This window comes from Epilithonimonas sp., assembly GCF_056329745.1.
In genome coordinates, this window is sequence record NZ_JBWEYV010000003.1 from 1 (window position 1) to 21,709 (window position 21,709).

The window sequence follows — 21,709 nt, forward strand, 5'->3', positions numbered from 1 at the left end:
TTCCAAATTTAAAAACTATATTTTTAAATGTTCTTGTTTTTGGGGAAGATTACAACTACTCTTTATTTATAAGTTTTGCTAAAGTTTACACATACCAAATGCCACCAATGCCATTTGGTATTTAAAAAATTGTATACAATTTCTTATTATTAAAACTTCATTTTTTGAATTCTCACAGCATTTAAGATTGCTAATAATGCTACACCAACATCTGCAAAAACAGCTTCCCACATTGTAGCTAGTCCACCTGCTCCCAAAACCAAAACGATTGCTTTCACAACAAAAGCAAGAATAATATTCTGCCAGACAATTTGTTTTGTCTTCTTTCCAATATTAATTGCCATTGGGATTTTAGACGGTCTGTCATCCTGAATTACCACATCGGCTGTTTCTATAGTAGCATCACTTCCCAAACCTCCCATAGCAATACCTACATCACTTAAAGCAACCACAGGCGCATCATTGACACCATCTCCAACAAATGCTACACTTTCATTCTTAGATTTTATTTCTTTGACTTTATTTACTTTATCCTCCGGAAGTAAGTCTCCGAAAGCATTATCAATTCCCAATTGTTGCGCTACATATTTTACTACTGTACCTTTATCTCCACTCAACATTGTGGCTTTTACATTTAGATTGTGCAGTTTTTCTACTGTCAGTTTTGCATCTTCTTTGATACTGTCAGCAATGGTAATATAACCCGCAAATTTCCCCTGATAAGCTATTGCAATAACTGTATAAATAATATCAGCAGGATTAATATCGTAATTAACATTAAATTTATCCATTAACTTAAAATTCCCTACCAACAGTTCATCACCTTTTACGTTTGCTTTCAGACCGTGTCCTGCTATTTCTTCAACGTTCTGAAAGTTTAGGGACTGATTTATTTCTCCAACATATTGATGAATAGCTGTCGCTACAGGATGTGTACTATTACTTTCCAATGTATTGACCATTTGAAGTAGTTCAGTTTTGTCAAAAGCAGGATTGATATTCACTTCTTGGACTTCAAACACGCCTTCCGTCATTGTTCCGGTTTTATCCATCACAACGTTTTGGATTTCTGCAATCTTATCCAAGAAATTACTTCCTTTAAATAAAATTCCATTGCGGGAAGCTGCTCCGATTCCCCCAAAATAGCCTAATGGAATTGAAATTACCAACGCACAAGGACAAGAAATCACTAAGAAAATCAATGCTCTGTACAACCAATCCCTAAATATGTAATTATCTACAAAAAAATAAGGTACTACACATATAAGAATAGCTAATACAACAACTATTGGCGTATAAATTCTTGCAAATTTTCTGATGAAAAGTTCTGTTGGTGCTTTTTGTGAAGTCGCGTTCTGAACCAATTCAAGAATCTTACTTAACTTGCTGTCTTCATATGCTGTAGTAATTTTAATCTGGGCTACAGTTTGTAGATTAATCATCCCTGCCAGAACAACTTCGCCCTTATTTTTAGTATCGGGTTTACTTTCGCCTGTTAAAGCAGCGGTGTTGAATGATGCAGAATCACTTATCAATTCTCCGTCTAAAGCCAGTTTTTCGCCTGATTTCAATTGAATAATATCTCCGATTTTTGCTTCTTTTGCTTTAATTGTCTTGGGAGTATTATTTTCTAAAATGGTAACCTCATCCGGTCTTTGGTCCAGCAAAGCTTTGATATTACTTTTTGCTCTAGTAACTGCCAAAGTTTGAAAAACTTCTCCTACTGCATAGAACAGCATTACTGCAACTCCTTCCGGATATTCTCCTATTATAAATGCTCCGATGGTTGCAATACTCATCAGGAAAAATTCTGAAAACACATCACCTTTCATAATACTTTCGTATGCTTCTTTCAATACTGGTAAGCCTACAGGTGCATAAGCTGCGGCATACCAGACAATTCTTACCCATCCAGTAAACCATTGTTGTGGTAAGAAATTATCCATTCCTATCCCCGCTAACAAAATAGTTAAGGAAATAATGGCTGGCAAAAACATTTCAAATGTAGTTTTATCCGTACTTCCGTGGTCGTGACCATCATCGTCGCTATGACCGTGACTATGTCCATCTTCTGAGCTGTGCTTTTCTTCTTTTAAAAGCTTGTTTGCATTTTTATCTATTTTTTCTTCTTGAGGGGAACAACATAGTTGTTTTCCGTTAGAATCATATTGATGTTTATGTTCCATAATATTTAATGATTATTGGTTACTATTTACATTTCGTAATAATTTGTGTTTTCTTTCTTTGTTGGCACGTTTACTTCGCCAATCATTTGAAGAATATTGATTTCTATAGTTTGAGCCAAAGATATCATTGGGGTATCAACTGGTGTATTTTCAAATGGGTCTTGCATTATGATTGCGGTCTTTTCTATGGCAATGAAGATGATTGGAACTATTATCGTTGTTGCAATCTCAACCGTTAATTGAGAATCTTCTAACCCAAAAGGAAGTAGAAATGCAAACACGTAAATCAATGTATGAAGCAAAAGACTGTATGCTCTAGGAAATACTGTATTCTTCAATCTTTCACATTTCCCCATACTATCGCATAGTCTCATAACAACCTCATTCATTTGAATTTCTTTAAAATCAGAAATATGTCCTTCTTGTGCAATTTTCCTGATTTGATTCGAGTGTTCATCAAGTAAAGCATTAGGAATATTCGCAGCCACAATTTGATGTGACTGCAAGTATTCTTTTACTCTATTTGAAAAAGTCTGTTTTCTTAAAGCTTCACCTAAAGCATAAACCCAAATAATCTGTCTTTCAGCGAATATCTTCGTCTCTCTATCATTATTGGTGGCAAATTGTTTAACCAATCTTATCAAAGACCTTGAGTCATTCACAATAGCCCCCCAAACCGTTCGTGCTTCCCACCATCTCTCATACGATTGTGCAGTTCTAAAAGCTAGAAGCAGGGAAACTGCCGTACCCAGAAGTGCTGGAATACTTAATGGAATCGAAATATTCTTAAACACTGCAATATCATCCAAAAAGCCCATTACAAAGGCAAACAATACAATAAGTAAAATTTGAAATTTGATTTGACGAACAAAGTATCCAATTGAAATTCTTTTGTTGAGTAGCATAACTTTATGTGTTTTGAAATTTGATTTTATCTGTTATTTTTAAGAAAAGCAGTTCTGGTCTTTACAATTTTCAATGCCACATATAGCATCATAGTTACAAAACCACCAACTATAAAAATGAAATTATAATGACCGTGATTCTGAATAGTTTCTCCGATTAAATCAAAAACTGTAAAGATTAAAAACAGTGCAAAGAGTCCGTTTTTCTCTTTCAGTAATACTTTTTGAACACTGAAAGTCAACTCGTTATTTTTAAACAATGATAAATTAGGAATAAATACAGGAACTTTTTCTGCCCAAGAACTGTAATAATTTCCAAATTTTCTTTCCAAAAATTGCTCTTCAGCAAAGATGATTCGCTCGTAGTAAATCCAATAAAAAAGAATAAAGGAAATAATGAACCAAACATTTTCAGTAAACATTGCCAAGCCAAGCCACATAAAAAAGTTTCCTAAATAAAGTGGATTTCTAACAATACTATAAATACCCGTAGTGTTAAGTTTATCTGCAACCTGACCTTCTTTTGTATTTCTTCCGGAAGTGTTCTTAGGTGTAAAACCTACGGTATAAATTCTTATTCCCAAACCAATGATGCTTACAAACAGACAAAACAGTTCATAGTAAATTGAACAATCAAAACTTTCTTTTTTTAAACTAGTTTGGACTAAAACCGCTAAACCAACAACCAAAACTATAAGTGGTAAGAAACTTCTGTATCTGAAAAGCCAATTTCCTTGTTTTTCAAGTTCTTCTTTTAAAGCCATTTTTAATATTTTAGAAATTAGTTAATGTTCGTGTTCTCCAGCATTAGATAATTTAGCATTCACAAAAAATGCTCCTTTTATTACTATATCAATATTTGCAGGAATTGCATTTACTGTAGTAATTGCAGTATAACCCATATCAGAAGAGCCTTTAACAACTTCAGTTTTTTCAAAATTTATCGTTTTTGATTCTTTTTCTGATATCTTCTTTTCATTTGCGTGTTCGCCTTCCGCTTCATTATGTTCTTCAATCTTTTTGTTGGTTTTTACGAAAACATAATATTTTCCGTCAGCTTCAACGATGGCTTCATCTGGAACTGCTGGTGTTGTGCTTTTATCAAGACTTACAATCCCTGTGATGTTCATTCCATCAATCAACCCAGCTTTGTTACCAGTTACAGCACAATGAACTGAAATTGTTTTACTGTCATTTTCGAATGATGAGCCAATGCTATATATTTTCGCATCATATTCGGTTTCCGGATTGTTGGTCAATTTGAAATGAACAATTTGACCAACTCGCATCTTCGGTAAATCTTTTTCAAAAACCTGTAAGTCCAAATGAATCGAGCCGTTGTCTATAACCTCAGCAACAGGTGCGGAAATATCTACATAACTTCCAATTTGTGCATTGATATTACTTATTGTACCACTTATCGGAGAAGTAATACTCAATCCTGCTCTTAAATTACCATTATTGATTTTTCCAGGATTGATGCCCATCATTTGAAGTTGTCTTAACAATGATGCTCTTTGAGTACGCAATGTTTTGAGTTCAGCGTCGGAACTTTGAAGATTTTTCTTTGCTCCTGCATCATTATCAAACAATTCTTTTTGTCTTCTATATTCCTGTTCGGCAAAAATAATTCTGTTGTTTACAGTAAGATATTGTTCCTGCAACTGGATGTATTCTGGATTAGAGATGGTAGCAATGACCTGTCCTTTCTTGATGTAATCTCCAATCTGTACATTTAGTGTTTTGATGACACCTCCATAAAGCGATGTTACAGTTGCTTTATTATTGTTGGGAACACGCAACGCTCCATTAGCTTTGATAGTAGAGGTCAATTCTTTCATTTCTACTTTGCCTAATGTAATACCTACCGCTTTTATCTGCTCCTCAGTTAGAGAGGCGATTGTTTGAGGTGCTTCTTCGTGAGTGCTTTCTTGAGATACTTTTTCGGCATTCTCTGTGGCAGCTTCTTCTTTTTTCTCACAACTAGCAAGTAAGACAGAAATTAGTGCGATATATATGATTTTTCCTTTTATCATCATTTTATTTATTGATTAATGAATTAATAGTAATTACAGCTTGATTGACCTGTTGGATGGACTCAAGGTATTTTAATTGAATATTGGTTGCTGTCTGTAAAGCAAAAAGATATTCCACGTAAGAGATTTCTCCTGTCTTGTAACCAAGCTGTCCTGCTTTCACAATTTTTTCGGCATTTGGCAAAGCTTGCTTTACATAATAATCATATTGTAAAACATTCTGCTGGTACTGACTCAGCATATTCTCCAACTGTACTGACAACTGCTTCTGTTGAAACTTTGCATTAGTCTCTGCCGCTTGCTTTTCATATTCCAGAGACTGAACTCTTGCTTTTGTTGCTCCGAAAGTCAGAGGAATAGCGACACCTAAGCCTACGCTACTGAATCGATTTCCAGCATTATAAAATTTTTCCTGACCGTTGGCAGTGTGAAAACCAATTAACGATTGATTCGTATATCCAATATTAAATTCCGGCATACCTTGAGACTTTTGTACTGCTTTATTTTTTTCTGCAATTTCCATTTGCTGATAAAAAGCTCTCACGGTTGGATGATTAGCAATAGCTGTACTATCCAAAATATACTCTGCTTTTAACGGCTCATAATTTCTATTAGCTGAAATCTGAAATTCATCTTTAGTATTCAATAAAATTTTTAGATTTTGATAAGCATTGCTGAGATAAACCTTGTTTTGGTTGAGTAGAAGATTGATTTCACCCCTTTGTGTTTCAGCCGTGTTGATTTCAATTTTCTTGATATCTCCTGCTTTGAATCTAACAGTTGCAATCCTTATAAAATCCTGATACAAACTATCCAGATAAGAAAGTTGTGATTGGTTATATTGTAAATATTCAATCTGATAATAATAGGTTCTTACCTGTTTAGCGAGTTCGTTCGCAGAAACAGCTTTATCAATCTGCTTTGCTTTGATTTCTTCTGCAATAAGTTCTTTTCTTGCTTTAAATAAAGTCGGAAACGGAATATTTTGCGAAATGGAAAATGACTGGTCGAACTTTGGGCTATTGTACTGACCAAGTAACGCATCAAAATTCATTTTAGGCAGTTCGTTCGCTGTTGGCTTCAATGCTTCACTAACTTTGATGTCCAAATCTTTTGATTTTATCTGGTCATTATTTTCCAAAGCTATCTGTGTCGCCTGCTCTATAGACAATGCTCTGCTTTGCGCTGTAAGAGTCTGACCAAACATCAGCATTCCAAAAATTATAACAGTCGTCAAAGGTTTTACCTTCAATTTTCTTCTGTTAATTTTTGTATTAAAAATAATGTATAACATCGGCAAAACGAATAATGTAAGGAAAGTCGCTGTAACCAATCCTCCGATGACTACAGTTGCCAAAGGTTTTTGTACTTCAGCACCTGCTCCTGTAGAGATAGCCATTGGTAAAAATCCTAAAGAGGCTACTGCAGCAGTCATCAATACCGGACGAAGCCTTGTCTTAGTTCCTTCCATCACTCTTTTTAAAACATCAATTTCTCCATCTTTTTCCAATTGGTTGAAAGTTCCAATCAGTACTATACCGTTGAGAACAGCAACACCAAACAATGCGATGAATCCAATTCCTGCGCTGATACTGAATGGCATATCTCTTATGACTAATGCGAATACACCTCCTATTGCACTCATCGGAATTGCCGTAAATATTAATCCTGCTTGTTTGAAAGAACTGAATGTAAAATACAATAGCATAAAAATGAGTAAGAGAGAAACCGGAACAGCAATCATCAACCTTTTACTTGCAGCCTGTAGATTTTCAAACTGACCTCCGTAAGTGAAATAGTATCCTGAAGGCAGTTTTATCTGCTTATCCAGCTTTTGCTGAATATCATTCACAACACTTTCTACATCACGACCTTTCACATTGAAACCAATTACAATTCTTCTTTTTCCTTCTTCACGGCTGATTTGAGCCGGCCCCAATTTATAGCTAATATTTGCAACTTGAGAAAGAGGAATCTGCGCTCCGGAATTGGTGGAAATCATTAGAGTATTGACATCATCCATATTGGTTCTGTGAAGACTGTCTAATCTTACCACTAAATCAAATCTCCTTTCATTTTCAAAAACCTGCCCAGCTGATTTTCCTGCAAAAGCTGTACTCAGAGCATTATTAACATCTTCGATATTCAATCCATAGTTTGCCATTCTGGTTCTGTCATATTCCACATTGATTTGGGGAAGACCACTTACCCTTTCAATTTGTGGAGACGTTGCTCCATCTACCGTCTGAATAACCTTTGAAACTTTATCTGCGTAAATTGCTAAAGAATCTAGATTTTCTCCAAAAATCTTAACCGCTACATCTTGTCTGATTCCAGTCATCAATTCATTGAAACGCATCTGGATTGGTTGATTTTTTTCAAAGAAAACACCGGGAATTACTTCTAATTTTTCACTGATTTCATCTGCTAATTCTTCATAAGATTTCTTGGTTTTCCATTCGTCCTGAGGTTTAAGTACTACAATCAAATCCGTAGCTTCTGGAGGCATAGGGTCAGTTGGAACTTCTGCTGAACCTGTTTTTCCAACAACCATTTTAACTTCATCAAATTCTTTAATAATTCTGGATGCCTGCATAGATGTTTCTATGCTCTGACTAAGAGAACTTCCTTGTGGCAAAATGCAGTGAAAGGCATAATCTCCTTCCTGTAATTGTGGGATGAACTCGCCACCCATATTTTTGAAAATCAATAAGCTGACAACAAACAATGATAGAGTTGCTCCAACTATCCAATATTTGAATCTAATCGCTTTTTCCAACATCGGTTGGTAAATGTTCTGCAACTTATTCATCATCTTGTCTGAGAACGTTTCTTTATGAGATACTTTTTTTGAAAGGAACAAAGCACTCATCATAGGGATATATGTTAAAGACAAAATCAATGCTCCAAGAATAGCAAAACCAACTGTTTTTGCCATTGGAGTAAACATCTTTCCTTCTACGCCTGCAAGTGTTAAAATTGGGATGTAAACAATTAGGATGATAATCTCTCCAAAAGCAGCACTGCTTCTAATTTTAGACGCTGAAAGAAAAACCTCTTCATCCATTTCAGATTGAGTCAGCATCTTGGTGCTTTTCCTTAAACCTAAGTGATGAAGCGTGGCTTCGACAATAATTACAGCACCGTCCACAATCAATCCAAAATCGATTGCTCCCAAACTCATCAGATTGGCACTAACGCCAAAAACATTCATCATCCCCAGAGCGAACAAAAGAGAAAGGGGAATGGCTGATGCCACAATGAGACCTGCTCTAAGATTACCTAAGAAAATAACTAGTACAAAAATGACGATTAGCGCTCCTTCAATTAAATTTTTCTCAACTGTACTGATAGCTCTACCTACCAAATCGGTTCTGTCCAGAAAAGGTTCTATTACTATATCGTTTGGAAGAGACTTTTGAATTGTAGGAATTTTATCCTTGATGTTATTCACTACTTCATTACTATTAGCACCTTTCAGCATCATCACAATACCTCCAACTGCATCTACCTTTCCGTTATAGGTCATTGCTCCGTATCTTACCGCTTTACCAAATTGAACATCTGCTACATCTTTGATAAAAATAGGAACACTTCCGGTATTGTTTTTTACAGGAATATTTTTAACATCTTCTAAGGATGTTACAATACCAATTCCACGAATGAAATAGGCATTAGGCTTCTTATCTATATACGCACCACCTGTGTTCTGATTATTTTTTTCTAAAGCAGTGAAAATATCCGTAATACTAATATCCATCGCTTTAAGACGATTCGGGTCTATTGCAACTTCATATTGCTTTAATTCTCCACCAAAACTATTGACCTCAGCCACACCCGGAGTTCCATTAAGCTGCCTCCTAACAATCCAATCCTGCATTGTTCTTAGTTCCTTGGATGTATATTTATTTTCACTTCCTTTCTTTGGATGTAGGATATATTGGTAAACTTCTCCTAACCCCGTACTTACAGGAGCCATTTCCGGAGTACCGACTCCTTTTGGAATCTCTTCTACAGCCTGTTTTAATTGCTCGCTAATCAACTGGCGGGCAAAGTAAATATCAACATCTTCCTTAAACACAACTGTTATCACAGAAAGTCCAAATCTCGAAATACTTCTAGTTTCTTCAATATCTGGAACGTTTGCAATACTTTGTTCTATTGGAAATGTTACTAATTGTTCGACTTCCTGTCCCGCAAGAGTTGGACATACTGTAATTATTTGTACCTGATTATTTGTAATATCGGGAACAGCATCTATTGGTAATTTGGTTGCACTCCAAATACCCCATATAATCAACAACAAGGTCATAATACCAATGACAATCTTGTTCTTGATGCTAAATTTTATGATTTTATCTAACACAGAATTTTGATTTAATTTTTATTGAAACTGCCAACACAATAAGTTTGGAAATTCCCAAACATAAGGTTACAGCAAATGTAGAGCTGTAAACAATGCAATGATATTGCAATGTTTTACAACATATTTTGAAAGTTAACTTTCAAAAAAAAAATAAAAATTAAATCTTAGGCGGTTGCCATATCTGGTCATACACCAAATAAGCAAAATCATTCTTGTGGAAAAGAATTTTCTTGGAATAATACAATTTTATCTGCTCAGGAAAACTTAATATTGGCTCTATCTTAAATGAACCTACTGTCATCTGGCAGCAATTACAAATGCAAAGTGGAGAACATATATCTCCTTTGTCTTTGGAGTGAGAATCCTCTGAATAGCTGGATATTTTTGTGAATTCTCCAGCGGATGACTGTGCCTTGACATCATTGCACGGTAATACAGTTAGTACCGCAAAATAGATTGTAAGGAATAGTCTCAAGAAATTCATATGGCAAATTTAGAAATAAAATTTAATCCAAAAGTCTTTTTATCAGAATTTAGATTTTTCAGAAGAATATCTATTAATAACAAGCAATTATTATTACAGACAAGAATGATAGTATGGGAAATAAAAGAAAGGTAAAATTATATTAGAATTATTATCTTTAATATCAAAGATCTACAATAAATCAAAAAGAGAAAAAGCCCTAACCTTAAGAAGATTTCGAACACTTAACAATTGTAGACTACAAGCCTACTGTGGTAATTTCAGACTGTTTTTTTCAAACAGACTAAGCATTTTACGTTTAAAATGTCGAACACTAAAAGTCAAATCATAAAGGTTTGACAAAGAGATATTTATGGCTACAAAAAAGAGACAACTAAAAAATAGTTGTCTCCTTAAGTGACCCCGGAGGGATTCGAACCCCCAACCGTTGGAGCCGAAATCCAATATTCTATCCAGTTGAACTACGGAGCCAGTTTTGTAAATGATAATTGATGAATCACTCATCGATTATCATTTATAATTTAGAAAGTAACCTTTACACCAGCAACAAACTGCGCACCCAATACTTTGTAGCCCAGATAATTTTGGTACTTGCTGTTGAGAAGATTATTTCCGAGTGCGAAAATACTGAAATTTTTGTGAATTTTGTACTCTGCAGAAAGATTTATGTCAGCAAATCCACCAACTTTTTCGTTGATGTTTTCTGTTGCCACGTAACTTGGTGGTAATGAAGCCCCATTATCAAAACTAAATGAATTGGTGGTTCTATCTGTTACAAAATAGGCCTTGAACCCTAAGTTCAGTTTTTTCTCCAGCATGGAATATTTGGCACCCAGATTAAACCTGAAAAGTGGTTTGTAATAGACTTCGTCCAGATTATCCAATTTATATTTCATAAAATGTAAACCCGCATCCACTACCAAATTTTCCATTGGGAAAGCCTGCAAATCTCCCTTCACCTCCATCAGCGTTCCGTTGTCATAAACGGAGTTGAAAGTATTGGAATAATCATAAGCATTACGATTACTGTTAATATTAAAATCAAACAGGTTATTGGCCATAAAAAACTGCGCATTGTTCACTTTGCTAAATCCTGCATTAAAATCATATTTAAATGCCTGATCCACATCCCCCTTCATCCCAAAATAGAAGTGGTATTTGGTTTCAGTTGGTACAAGATGCAAATCTGAAACAATATAGGGATTCTCATCCAGCAGATTGCCATAGGTATTCAGTTTCAAACCGCCGTCAATCCCTGCATAGAACTTGAATTCATCCGCCGCTGCAACCAAAACTTCTGCTCTTGGGAACCAATAAAATTTGTTGTTTTTGTAATTGCCGCTCACATCAGAATTTTTAGAATTAAGGAAACTAAAATCCGAACCAACCAATAAGTAGGAATCACCTTTATAGAAAGTTACTTTCGGCGACAGCGTAAAGTTAAACTGATTATTTGTATTCTTGTTTAGTATGTCAAATTTAGAATTCACCGTTTCCAGATTGATTCCCAAATCGCCGTTGGCAGTGATGTCATCATAAACTGAAAAATCGTGTTTTGAGAGGTTAACATCAACATTCGCATAGTTTTCACTCGCTCCAAAATGATCGCTCAAAAAGTAAGATTTCACACGGGCGTTGTTCAGAATATCATTGGAGTAATGATCATAAAACGCATTCACGCTAAATTTGTTGACTTTCTGCTGCAAATCGACATCATTATTTGCTGGTGTCAAAGCATAGATCCCGTAATAGTTATAATTGTTGAAGGCATAATTGGCATCAATATTAAACTTTCCGGTTTCTGTATAGATGTTGGAAAATACACCAATCTTGGCTTCGTTTTGTTTGGAATCCCAATCGTAATCTTTCTTCAATCCACTTGTAGAAAGATAATGCGCATCAGCGCCAATCTCTACATTATCCTGAATTTTCCCAGAAATATTAGCATCCGCCAAAAACTTTCCGTAATTCCCATAACCCAATCTGAAATAATTAGACTGGTAATCATTACTGAATTTCGGAGAAATATCTTCGCCTTGGATTTGAGTGGTTTTGAAGTCAGAAACCGGCGGAACATTCACAATCTCATATTTCAGATTCAGAGAATCTTCTTTTTTCTTGTTATCCGGCGGATAGTTTTTTTCCTGAACAACAGACGTTTTTTTCTTCTCTATTTTCTTAACTTCGGGTTCGCGTTTTTTGGCCAGGATCAATTGCTCTTCTTTGATCTGCGCTCCCACTTCCGAAATCCCTACCGTTCCCAAAAATGCCAAAACGGCGATATATTTTAGTTTGTTCATTTAGTAATATTAAAAGATTTAAAAATTAAAAGATTTAGAAATAACCATAATCTTTATTTTAAATTATTTATAAAATTCATAGCTTGTTTTTGCAATATCAGCAATGATTTTTTCGTTGGTTTTTTCATCTTCATAAGAATCACTTATAAAAACACTTATAACAAGGTGCTGACCATTTGGCAAAGTAATAACACCAATATCATTGGTTGCAGCAGTTTTTCCTTTATCATCGGTATAAGAAGTTCCTGTTTTATGGGCAACGATTGTATTTTGCGGCAACTCTCCTCTCAAGCGATTTGGTCCTGTTGTGGTATTTTCTAAGATCTTAATAAGATATTCTTTACTTTTTTTGCTTAAAATTAGTTCAGAATATAATTTTCTCAAAACAGAATTGGCCGCATTTGCAGAAGAATAATTCTGATATTGAATATCAAGAATTCGATGCATCGTTTGTTCATCAGCAACAATCTGAAAATCTTTTATGCCAATTCTATTCATATAATTTTGAACTATTTTTGTTCCTCCAATCAATTCAAGAATTATATCGCAGGCATTGTTATCGCTTTGCGAAACAGAATATCCCACCAGTTCTGATAGAGGCACTTCTACATTCCCATTAGGATATTTTTCACGAAGCGGGCTCCAAGTATTCTGTCGTAAATTCTTCTTCGTTAGTATTATTTTCTGATTCAACTTCAACTTTCCCTTATCCACCAAATCCAAAGTTGCCATTGCAATATGCAATTTAAAAACACTTTGCATGGGAAGATGTTTGTTTCCATTGATGCTCAAGCTATCGGCTTTTTCCAAATGCCAAACCGAAACACCAATTGTTGCTTTTTTGTCTTTGATAATATGTTCCAAAGTTGATTTCAAATCTTGCTGCGACAGCACAAGAGATGAAATTGAAATTAGGATTAATGAAATTATTCCCTTCATTATTAATTACTTTTTTATCTGCGCTTTCACTTCCTTCGCTTCTGCGACAATCTCTGGGAAATCGCCGTAGTTATTGATGATTTCGTCAACTGTGTAACTGGCCTGGTAATTATCTTTCAGCGCCAGATAATTTTTTGCCATGATTACCAGTGCTTTTGCGCCCCAATATTCTTCCGAAGCATAATTGTTAGCTAATTTGAAAATCGTTTCGTTGGATGATTTAAAAGCTTTCCCTTTGTTTTGATAAAAGGCTTTTGCATACAGCGCTTCTGCCGCCACTTCTGTATTAGAAGATTTTTCTAACGGTAAATAAGCAGTTTGAGCATCTTTATCTTTGCCCTGTTGCATCAGGCTTCTAGCTTTGATGACTTTTGCCTGCTCCAGCGTTGCCGCAGAATTTTTTGTGTTGGCAATTACAGCATTCGCATATTTTTCTGCTTCGGAAAAGTTCTTTTCGTCCGCATAGATTTTCATCAGTTCGACGGATACAAAATTTTTAACCGTTACATTGGTAGAATTGGCATTTTGCTCCAGGTATTTCTTAGCTTCCGCCACTTTGTCCTGAGACAAGTAAATCTGAGCCAGCCTTACCTGCGCTTCCTGCTGATAATCATTTTGGAAATCGGCTACATTTTGTAACGGCAACAGTGCTTTGTCAATTTTTTTTAATTGGTAATAACTCTCGCCCAACTCATACTGCGCTTTGAAAAGGTTATCGCCGCTTGGGCTCTGATCCAGATATTTTTCGTAATAAGAAACCGCTTTTGTATAATCTTTTTTCGAGAAACTATCTTGTGCCAGATTCAGGTTGATTTCGCTGATTTCATTCCCTGAAACATTGACACTTAGGCTTTTCGCAAATTGCTCATAGCCTGCAACATCGCCATTTTTCACAAAAGCCGGTTTGGCAGCCGCCACAATTTTATCTGCAAAAGCTGTATTTTTATACTGATTCGCCAATTGCCTGAATTCCGAAATCGCTTTATCATTTTGGGTTTGATCGATGTAATTCTGTGCCCTGTAAATCTGAGAATTGGCTACCAAATCTTTGTCAGGACTTGATTTAATAATTTTATCAAAGTAAGAATTGGATTGGTCAAATTCATCATTCTGAGCATAAGCGGTTGCTATTTCATAACTCGCATCATCCACATATTCCGAATTTGGATATTTTGAAATCAAGGTTTTGAGTTCAGAAATCTTGGCAACGGTATCACCTTTAAAGCCTAAAGCCAGAGCTTTTTGATACAAAGTATAATCGCTGGCATTTTCGGTTTTATTATAGATTTCCAGCGCTTCATTCAGCTGATTGTTGGCGTAATAAGTATCAGCCAAACGCAGCTCTGCATCAGCTTTGTATTCTTGTTTTGGGAACCTAAGATATTCCTTAAAATATTCCTGAGCAGACGTAAAATCCTTAGACTTGAAATAGGCGTAACCCAAATCATAATCCAACTGTTCACGTTCCGGGAAACCATCGGCTGTTTCGTTTTCAAGTTTGGTATAAGCTTCTATTGCCGATTTGTAATCACCTTTTTGATAATAAGTCTGTCCCAGCCAATATTGTGCTTTCTTGTAAAAATCTTTATTGAGATTGGATTGAAGGCTGCGTTTAAAATAAGTTTCAGCAGCATCAAAATTGCCTTTATTAAATTCCTCAGAACCTAATAAATAAGAAACCTCCTGCTCTATTTTCTTCGTCTCATTGGTTTTCTGGTCAAGTTTGCCCAATGCATCCAAAGTCGCTTTATAATCCCCGGAATACAAATAAGATTTCACCAAAAGTGATTTCATCTCATTAATTTTCGCACTTTTCGGATACTTGTCAATATACCTTTGAATGACTTTTGATGAATTCTCAAACGGATTTCCCAATTCATAACTCAATTTGGCATATTGCTCCAGAGCCAGTTGCTGCACTTTTGTATCATAATTCATTTGAGACGCATTACGATAGGCCGACAGTGCTTCTTGTTTTTGATTATTTTGCAAATAAGCATTTCCCAACTGATAATAAGCATTTTGTGCCAACGGAGATTGACTGTTAATCAATTGGTTGTAATAGCCTACTGCTTCGGCATTTTTCCCCACTTGAGAAGCAACAAATCCCATCTCATAAAGGTCAGATTCTGATGGTGTCTGTTCTTTATCAAGGAACAATTTCAGATGCGGATACGCAGATTGATAATCACCTTTCATAAAGTAGCTCTCTCCTACTATTTTGTGGATTTCGGTATCGTAGGCTGTTGTTTTCCCGGAATTCAAAATATCATTGCCTTCCGAGATGGCCTGATCATAATTTTTCTGATTGTAGTACATCTGCACATAATACGGCTTTACGAGATGTGCATAGTCTTCATTATTCTTGATTTGGTCAAAGTAAATAAAAGCATTTTCATTTTGCTTGTCAGCATAATAAAGATGTCCCAACATATAAGCAATAGCGGGTTTGCTGGCTTCATCCGCGTTTTTGTAGGATTCTTCCAACGCTTCAATAGCTCCAGCCGAATCGCCAGTCATAAACTTGGCATAACCCAGCTTCATAATATGCTGCGTATTTTCTTCTTTGCTCAGCTGGTATTGGTTCACATTCTGCAAAGTTTCCAAAGCCTTCTGAAAATCCTTTTTAGCTAAATAATAATCAGCCAAAGGACCGTTGGCCTGAGCAAAATAAGCCGACTTCGGATATTCTTTCATAAACGCCTTCAAGCCTTCTTCGGCATATTGTTGCTGCAAAATCACGCCAATCACATTGCTGAAAAACAAAGCGGCTTCTTTGCGAGAATTGCTAAGGCTTTGGTTATAAAAATATTGCTGGGAATATTCGTATTGGGAAGCGTTGTAAACTTTGGTATTGTAAAGATTCTCTGCCAGATCCAACTGATAGTCTTCTTTTTGAGTAAAATATTGAGATTGTTGCGCCTCGGCAATCCCGTAAAAAGATATTAGCGAGGCTAGTATTACTTTTTTTGAATTCATATAGATTTTCAAAATTATTTGTCGAAGCAAGGGCTGCAACAAAGTTTGTTCCTTTTTCAACGAAAATAGGGAAAACTTATTATTTGGAGGCGACTAAAGCAGGAAAAATTATGAAACTTTATGATAAAAAAACTTTATGAGATTTTGATTAGTTTAATACGTTAAACAAACACACTATTTTAATAAAAACAGTAAAATCCTTAGCTTTGATAAAAATTACAGATGAAAAGCATTTTCCTGTTCGCGTTGTTAGGTACACAAATCTATTTTTCACAAAATCTTAAGAACCAACTTGACCAATCGGTAAAAGAAATGCTCTCCACACCTAATGCGCTCGCCGCCAATCTGTCCTTCTACGTAACCGATGAAAAAGGATCTGTAATCTATGATTACAACGGTAGCAAAGGCCTTTCCACAGCCAGCACACAGAAAATTTTCACATCAGCTGCCGCTCTGGAAACTTTAGGACATAATTATCAGTTTACCACCACAGCTTCATATTCCGGAGCCATCAGTAATGGAACATTAAACGGAGATTTATATATCACCTCCAATGGCGACCCTACTTTAGGAAGTTGGCGCTATGATGGCTACAAGCCGGAAAATTTTAAAGACAAATTATTGGAAGCCATTAAAAAACAAGGTATCAAAAAAATAAATGGCAACCTAGTTGTAGATGATTCTTACTTCGATTTTCAAAGTACGCCCGGCGGCTGGCCCTGGAATGATTTGGGCAACTATTATGGTGCGGGAACTTTTGGTGTCAATTGGCGCGAAAATCAATTTGATATTAATATCAATGGAGACCAGATCAAAACTTTTTCTTACGATTTGGATCACGTTAATTGGGTTAATGAGCTGAAGACCGGCGGCAGTTCTGACCAAAGTTTAATATTTACGGCTCCTCATTCTCATAGTGCTCTAATTAACGGAACATTACCTTCAAGTAAAACTTTATTAGTGTCGGGTGCAACTCCCAATCCACCAATACAATTAGCATTAGAAATTAAAAAATTACTTGAAGACAATAAAATTATAATGTCTGAAAAAATAACCACTTATTACAACGAAAAATTAGCAGGAAAATCTATCGATAATGCACCAACTAATCACATCATATTAGAATATAAATCACCTACGCTGGACAAAATCGTCTATTGGTTTTTAAGAAAAAGCATCAACTTATATGGGGAAACGCTGATAAAAACCATGGCCAAAGAAAAACGCAATAATCCCAATTTTGAAACCGGGGTGAGGTACTTGAGAGATTTTTGGCAATCTAAAGGAATCAATCCCAAGATGATTAATTTCGCGGATGGCAGTGGACTTTCTCCACAGAATTATGTCTCGGCAAAAGCTCAGGTTCAGGCATTGCTCTATGCTAAAAAACAAAATTGGTTCGATGTATTTTACGATGGTTTCCCTACTCAAAATGGCATCAAAATGAAAAGCGGAACCATCAAAGACAGCAAATCTTTTGCGGGCTACCACAAAGCTAATAATGGGAAAACCTATGTGTTCTCCATCATACTTAACAATTATCAGGGTGGCAGCATCAGCAATGCACTTTTCAAAATTCTGGATCATTTAAAATAACTATGGATCGCATTTCGTCATTTCCGCCTATCATCTCCAAATCTTCAAAAATCCTTATTTTAGGATCAGTTCCTGGTGCTAAATCACTGGAAATGCAACAGTATTATGCACATCCGCAAAACCAGTTTTGGAAGTTGATGTTTGAACTTTTGGACCGTGAGTTTTCAACAGATTATCCAATAAGATTAAAGTTACTTAAAGAGAACCATGTTGCATTGTGGGACGTGATAGAAAGCTGTGAAAGAAAAGGCAGCAAGGACACCGAAATTAAAGCCGAGATAGATAATGACATCCACGCCCTAATCAAAAACCACCCGAACATTAAAATAATCTTTTGTAATGGTCAAAAATCTTATAAAAACCTAAAGAAAATAATAGGAAAAACAAGTGATATTCCCATTATTGTTTTGCCCTCTACCAGCCCATTGCATACGATAAAGTTTGAGGAAAAACTGGAAAAATGGAAAATTATTATGAGTTGTTTGTAAATTAACCATTCCAGATTTCCCAAGCTCTTTCTGCTTGCTGCTCCAGCATATAGAAGCCATTAAGCGTAGTGGCACCTTGCGACGCACAAGCTTTCAGAAAAGCCGTTTCAGTCGGGTTATATATCAGGTCTATTACGTAATGCTTATCGGTAATTGCACCAAAAGGAAATGGGACAGAATCATTCACATTCGGGAATGTGCCGACCGGCGTTGTCTGGATAATTAGCAACGAATCTTTTACCAGATCCTCCGTAAGATTGTCAAAATTGATTTCCGAATTTCGCGAAACTATTTGATAATCGATATCATACTTATTCAAAACATATTTTACGGCTTTGGCCGCTCCTCCATCACCCAAGATGAGTGCTTTTTTATGTTCCGGTTTACGGTGAATGAGCAAGGACTTTTCAAACCCAAATGAATCTGTATTGTAACCTGTTTTTTTGCCGTTTCTTAAGCTAACACAATTCACGGCACCTATTATCTCAGCTTCTTCGCTAAGTTCGTCAAGAAAAGGAATTATGGCCTGCTTATAAGGGATTGTGACATTCATTCCAACAAGATTTGGGTTTGAAATAATCGGTTTTACAGCTTCTATTTCATTAATATCAAAAAAATTGTAACTGTAATCTTTGAGGAATAATTTTTTAAATTTCTCCTCAAAATATTTTTTAGAAAATGAATACGAAATATTCTTTCCAAGCAATCCAAACTCGTGTTTCTCCATTGTCCAAATTTATAAAATATCCGAAAATATAATGGCTTTTGATAACAATTATTTATTCTAAAAAGCCCTTCGCTGGCGTGATTTTCGCTACCAAATCAGAAAATTAAACATAATGAGTAATTTAATTCTTAATAATGGAACCGAAATCCCTGACATCGGTTTTGGAACCTGGCAAACTACGGAAAATGTTCAGAAAACGATAAAATTAGCACTTGACAGTGGCTACAGACATATAGATACTGCCGATATCTATGGCAATGAAGCCGAAATTGGCGAAGCTATCGCTGCCTCGGGAATACCCAGAACAGAGCTGTATATTACTACCAAAATATGGAACAGCAACCGAAGTACCGAAGGTGTTAAAGCTTCTGTAGCACAGTCTCTTAAAAAATTGCAGACAACTTACCTCGATTTGCTCCTGATCCATTGGCCAGCCAACGACAAACAGTTTCCTAACTGGAAAGAAATCAATGCGGAAACATGGGAGGCGATGGAGGAACTGTATAAATCCGGCGTTGTAAAAAGTATTGGTGTCAGCAATTTTATGTTGCCTCACATCAAAGCTTTGTTGGAAAATGCAGAAATTATCCCGGCGATTAATCAAATTGAGTTCCATCCCGGCTATACGCAGCAAAAAGTTGTTGATTATTTCAAAGAAAAAGGCATTGCTATAGAAGCATGGAGCCCAATTGGATCCGGCCGGCTTCTCAAAGACCCCGAACTAAAAGCCATTGCCGATACATACAATGTTTCTCCGGCGATCCTTTGCATTCAGTTTTGCCTGCAATGTGGCGTGGCTGTTTTGCCAAAATCAGAAAATGCAGATAACATCAATAACAATCTCCATTTCGAGAGGTTTAAAATATCCGAAAGTGATATGGATCAACTTAAAACCCTTAAAGAAACAGGCTTTTCTGGCTTAGACCCGGAAACTGTCGACTTCTAAAATCTGCTCCGGGAGAATTGGCGAAAACTAGATCAATTGTTTGGCTTTTTCCAAATCTTCCGGAGTATCTATACCTACGCCTACAAAATCGGTTTCTATCATTTTGATCCGTTTCCCATATTCCAGATAGCGAAGCTGTTCCAGTTTTTCCGAAGTCTCCAGCGGCAGCATTGGAAGTTTTGAAAATTCCAGCAATGCTTCTTTCCGGAAGGCGTAAACGCCAATATGTTTGTAATATTTGACATCAAAAGACAACTCCCTCTGAAAAGGGATTACAGAGCGGCTAAAATACAAAGCAAACCCGTCCCGATCGGTAATAACTTTTACGTTATTAGGATTTTGGATTTCCTCGGATTCTTTTAATTGGATCTTTAAAGATGCCAAAGAAATCTCCTTTTTATCATCATCAGAAAAAACATCGATGAGTTGTTTCAAAGGATTTTTTTTAAGGAAAGGTTCATCACCTTGCACGTTGATCACTATGTCACAATCAATACTTTGAACCGCTTCGGCAATACGGTCACTTCCGGTTTCGTGTTCGCCCGTCATCACGGCCTTGCCACCGGAATTCACAATTTCATCAAAAATCAATTTGGAATCTGTTGCTACAAAGACATCATCAAACAGACCTGTTTCCACCACATTTTGGTAAGTTGTTGCAATAACCGTTTTTTCTCCCAAAACTTCCATCAATTTCCCGGGAAAACGCGTCGAATTGTAACGGGCAGGTATCACTGCAATAACTTTGTTCATAGGTTAATAAATGCTTTTATTAGCATTCGGTATTTAATTATTGATATTGTTTGATAATCTGTTCCAGCCTGTCATCCGGCTCAAAATTGATGACTTCAATTAACTTTACTTTCTTAAAATCTTTATGAAACGTATTAATCACCACATTTTTATTCTCAGGAACTATGGCACTCGGCACTTTTAAACTCAAAGTTTCGCAACCGTCAAACCAAGTGTTACCAATATTTTGGCAAATTTCGTAATTTCTAAAATCCCGCCAAGTCTTGGGTAATTGTGAAGTTTCCACAACCAGAATATCAGTATCAGAAGGGACTTCGATAATCATAATTCTGAAATCCTTATTATAACCCAACCCTTTTCTGTGGGCAAAAGTTTCCAGATAAGCCAAAGAAACGCTTTCGGCTGTGTAGATTACTTTTTTACCTTCAGCATTCCATCGTCCTTCGAGCCCGCTGGCAAACAAAGAATCGGCGTATCTTTTATGAACTATTCTGTAAACAAGCATTATACAGGATAGCCTTGCGCCAGTTTTTCTACTTCTTCATAAATCAAATCTACTCCGCCGGACGTTGAAATAAAATCAATCGGTTTTTCTTGGGAACTCCAAAAAGGACGCTCCATCCAAAGATTAAACTCGTCCAAAGAACCAAAAATCTCTTTACCAAACTGATAAAGATTGATGAGTTTTAAAAGATGTTCGCTATAGATAGGATCCAACTCTTTTTCCTGGTCTCTGTAATTGCTGATAGTCCTGGGTGATAGATTAATCATAGAAGCCAAAGTTTTCTCTGGAATTTTTATGGCATTAGCCAAGGAATAAAAAACCTCGGTCTTGATACCTTGCTGTGCTTTTTTCAGAAGTTTATAATCATCCTTGATAGCAAATTTATGGAACACAGAAAACTCGGTTCCATAAATTGCCACTGGCTCTTCTACGAGATGTTTTTTGGAATTGTTTTTTTTGTCTGAGGTTGCCATTCTATTTTCCTTTTCACAAATATAGA

The 21,709-nt window shown here is 36.0% G+C and carries 16 protein-coding genes and 1 tRNA gene; 3 read left to right on the forward strand and 14 right to left on the reverse strand.

Annotation, left to right across the window (positions count from 1 at the left end; all coding sequences use genetic code 11):
- Positions 1 to 149 precede the first annotated feature (149 nt).
- The 10 genes from AC00Y6_RS03055 to AC00Y6_RS03100 all read right to left on the reverse strand — a co-directional run bounded on the left by AC00Y6_RS03055 (position 150) and on the right by AC00Y6_RS03100 (position 16,195).
- Entirely contained in the window at positions 150 to 2,186 is a 2,037-nt protein-coding gene (locus AC00Y6_RS03055) for a heavy metal translocating P-type ATPase (protein WP_295219873.1), read from the reverse strand.
- Between the two features lie 26 nt (positions 2,187 to 2,212).
- Positions 2,213 to 3,091 (reverse strand): bestrophin family protein, encoded by an 879-nt coding sequence (locus AC00Y6_RS03060; RefSeq protein ID WP_474489149.1) that lies wholly within the window; start codon positions 3,089 to 3,091, stop codon positions 2,213 to 2,215.
- Positions 3,092 to 3,117: 26 nt separating this feature from the next.
- Positions 3,118 to 3,855 (reverse strand): methyltransferase family protein, encoded by a 738-nt coding sequence (locus tag AC00Y6_RS03065; RefSeq protein ID WP_090001134.1) that lies wholly within the window; start codon positions 3,853 to 3,855, stop codon positions 3,118 to 3,120.
- 21 nt (positions 3,856 to 3,876) lie between these two features.
- Positions 3,877 to 5,130, reverse strand: a complete 1,254-nt coding sequence (locus tag AC00Y6_RS03070) for an efflux RND transporter periplasmic adaptor subunit (protein WP_090001136.1) — start codon at positions 5,128 to 5,130, stop codon at positions 3,877 to 3,879.
- Between the two features lies 1 nt (position 5,131).
- Positions 5,132 to 9,493, reverse strand: a complete 4,362-nt coding sequence (locus AC00Y6_RS03075) for a CusA/CzcA family heavy metal efflux RND transporter (RefSeq protein WP_295219878.1) — start codon at positions 9,491 to 9,493, stop codon at positions 5,132 to 5,134.
- 157 nt (positions 9,494 to 9,650) lie between these two features.
- Positions 9,651 to 9,977, reverse strand: a complete 327-nt coding sequence (locus AC00Y6_RS03080; RefSeq protein WP_090001140.1) for a DUF6660 family protein — start codon at positions 9,975 to 9,977, stop codon at positions 9,651 to 9,653.
- Positions 9,978 to 10,374: 397 nt separating this feature from the next.
- Positions 10,375 to 10,448: transfer RNA gene (locus AC00Y6_RS03085), tRNA-Arg, on the reverse strand.
- Positions 10,449 to 10,498: 50 nt separating this feature from the next.
- Entirely contained in the window at positions 10,499 to 12,277 is a 1,779-nt protein-coding gene (locus AC00Y6_RS03090) for a TonB-dependent receptor (RefSeq protein WP_474489150.1), read from the reverse strand.
- A gap of 63 nt (positions 12,278 to 12,340) precedes the next feature.
- Positions 12,341 to 13,216: a class A beta-lactamase, subclass A2 gene (gene bla, locus AC00Y6_RS03095; RefSeq protein ID WP_474489151.1), complete on the reverse strand. Its 876-nt coding sequence runs from the start codon at positions 13,214 to 13,216 to the stop codon at positions 12,341 to 12,343.
- A 6-nt stretch (positions 13,217 to 13,222) separates the two neighbouring features.
- Positions 13,223 to 16,195, reverse strand: a complete 2,973-nt coding sequence (locus AC00Y6_RS03100; protein ID WP_474489152.1) for a tetratricopeptide repeat protein — start codon at positions 16,193 to 16,195, stop codon at positions 13,223 to 13,225.
- Between the two features lie 222 nt (positions 16,196 to 16,417).
- Here AC00Y6_RS03100 and dacB point away from each other — a divergent pair, with 222 nt between their 5' ends.
- Both dacB and AC00Y6_RS03110 read left to right on the forward strand, forming a co-directional pair.
- Positions 16,418 to 17,791 (forward strand): D-alanyl-D-alanine carboxypeptidase/D-alanyl-D-alanine endopeptidase, encoded by a 1,374-nt coding sequence (gene dacB, locus AC00Y6_RS03105; RefSeq protein ID WP_474489153.1) that lies wholly within the window; start codon positions 16,418 to 16,420, stop codon positions 17,789 to 17,791.
- A 2-nt stretch (positions 17,792 to 17,793) separates the two neighbouring features.
- Positions 17,794 to 18,279 (forward strand): DNA-deoxyinosine glycosylase, encoded by a 486-nt coding sequence (locus tag AC00Y6_RS03110; RefSeq protein ID WP_474489154.1) that lies wholly within the window; start codon positions 17,794 to 17,796, stop codon positions 18,277 to 18,279.
- A gap of 1 nt (position 18,280) precedes the next feature.
- Here AC00Y6_RS03110 and AC00Y6_RS03115 read toward each other — a convergent pair whose 3' ends face one another.
- Positions 18,281 to 19,006 (reverse strand): shikimate dehydrogenase family protein, encoded by a 726-nt coding sequence (locus AC00Y6_RS03115; protein ID WP_474489155.1) that lies wholly within the window; start codon positions 19,004 to 19,006, stop codon positions 18,281 to 18,283.
- A 112-nt stretch (positions 19,007 to 19,118) separates the two neighbouring features.
- On the opposite strand from AC00Y6_RS03115, the gene AC00Y6_RS03120 reads away from it, so the two are divergent.
- Positions 19,119 to 19,952: an aldo/keto reductase gene (locus AC00Y6_RS03120; protein ID WP_474489156.1), complete on the forward strand. Its 834-nt coding sequence runs from the start codon at positions 19,119 to 19,121 to the stop codon at positions 19,950 to 19,952.
- Between the two features lie 27 nt (positions 19,953 to 19,979).
- On the opposite strand, the gene kdsB is transcribed toward AC00Y6_RS03120, so the two are convergent.
- From kdsB to AC00Y6_RS03135, 3 genes are read right to left on the reverse strand one after another with little or no spacing between them, the layout of a single operon-like run.
- Positions 19,980 to 20,705: a 3-deoxy-manno-octulosonate cytidylyltransferase gene (gene kdsB, locus AC00Y6_RS03125; protein WP_474489157.1), complete on the reverse strand. Its 726-nt coding sequence runs from the start codon at positions 20,703 to 20,705 to the stop codon at positions 19,980 to 19,982.
- A gap of 37 nt (positions 20,706 to 20,742) precedes the next feature.
- Entirely contained in the window at positions 20,743 to 21,210 is a 468-nt protein-coding gene (locus AC00Y6_RS03130; RefSeq protein ID WP_474489158.1) for an RES family NAD+ phosphorylase, read from the reverse strand.
- On the reverse strand, positions 21,210 to 21,683 hold the full coding sequence (locus tag AC00Y6_RS03135; protein WP_474489159.1) for an antitoxin Xre-like helix-turn-helix domain-containing protein: 474 nt from the start codon (positions 21,681 to 21,683) through the stop codon (positions 21,210 to 21,212). The genes AC00Y6_RS03130 and AC00Y6_RS03135 overlap by 1 nt, the downstream gene beginning before the upstream one ends.
- Positions 21,684 to 21,709: the final 26 nt, after the last annotated feature.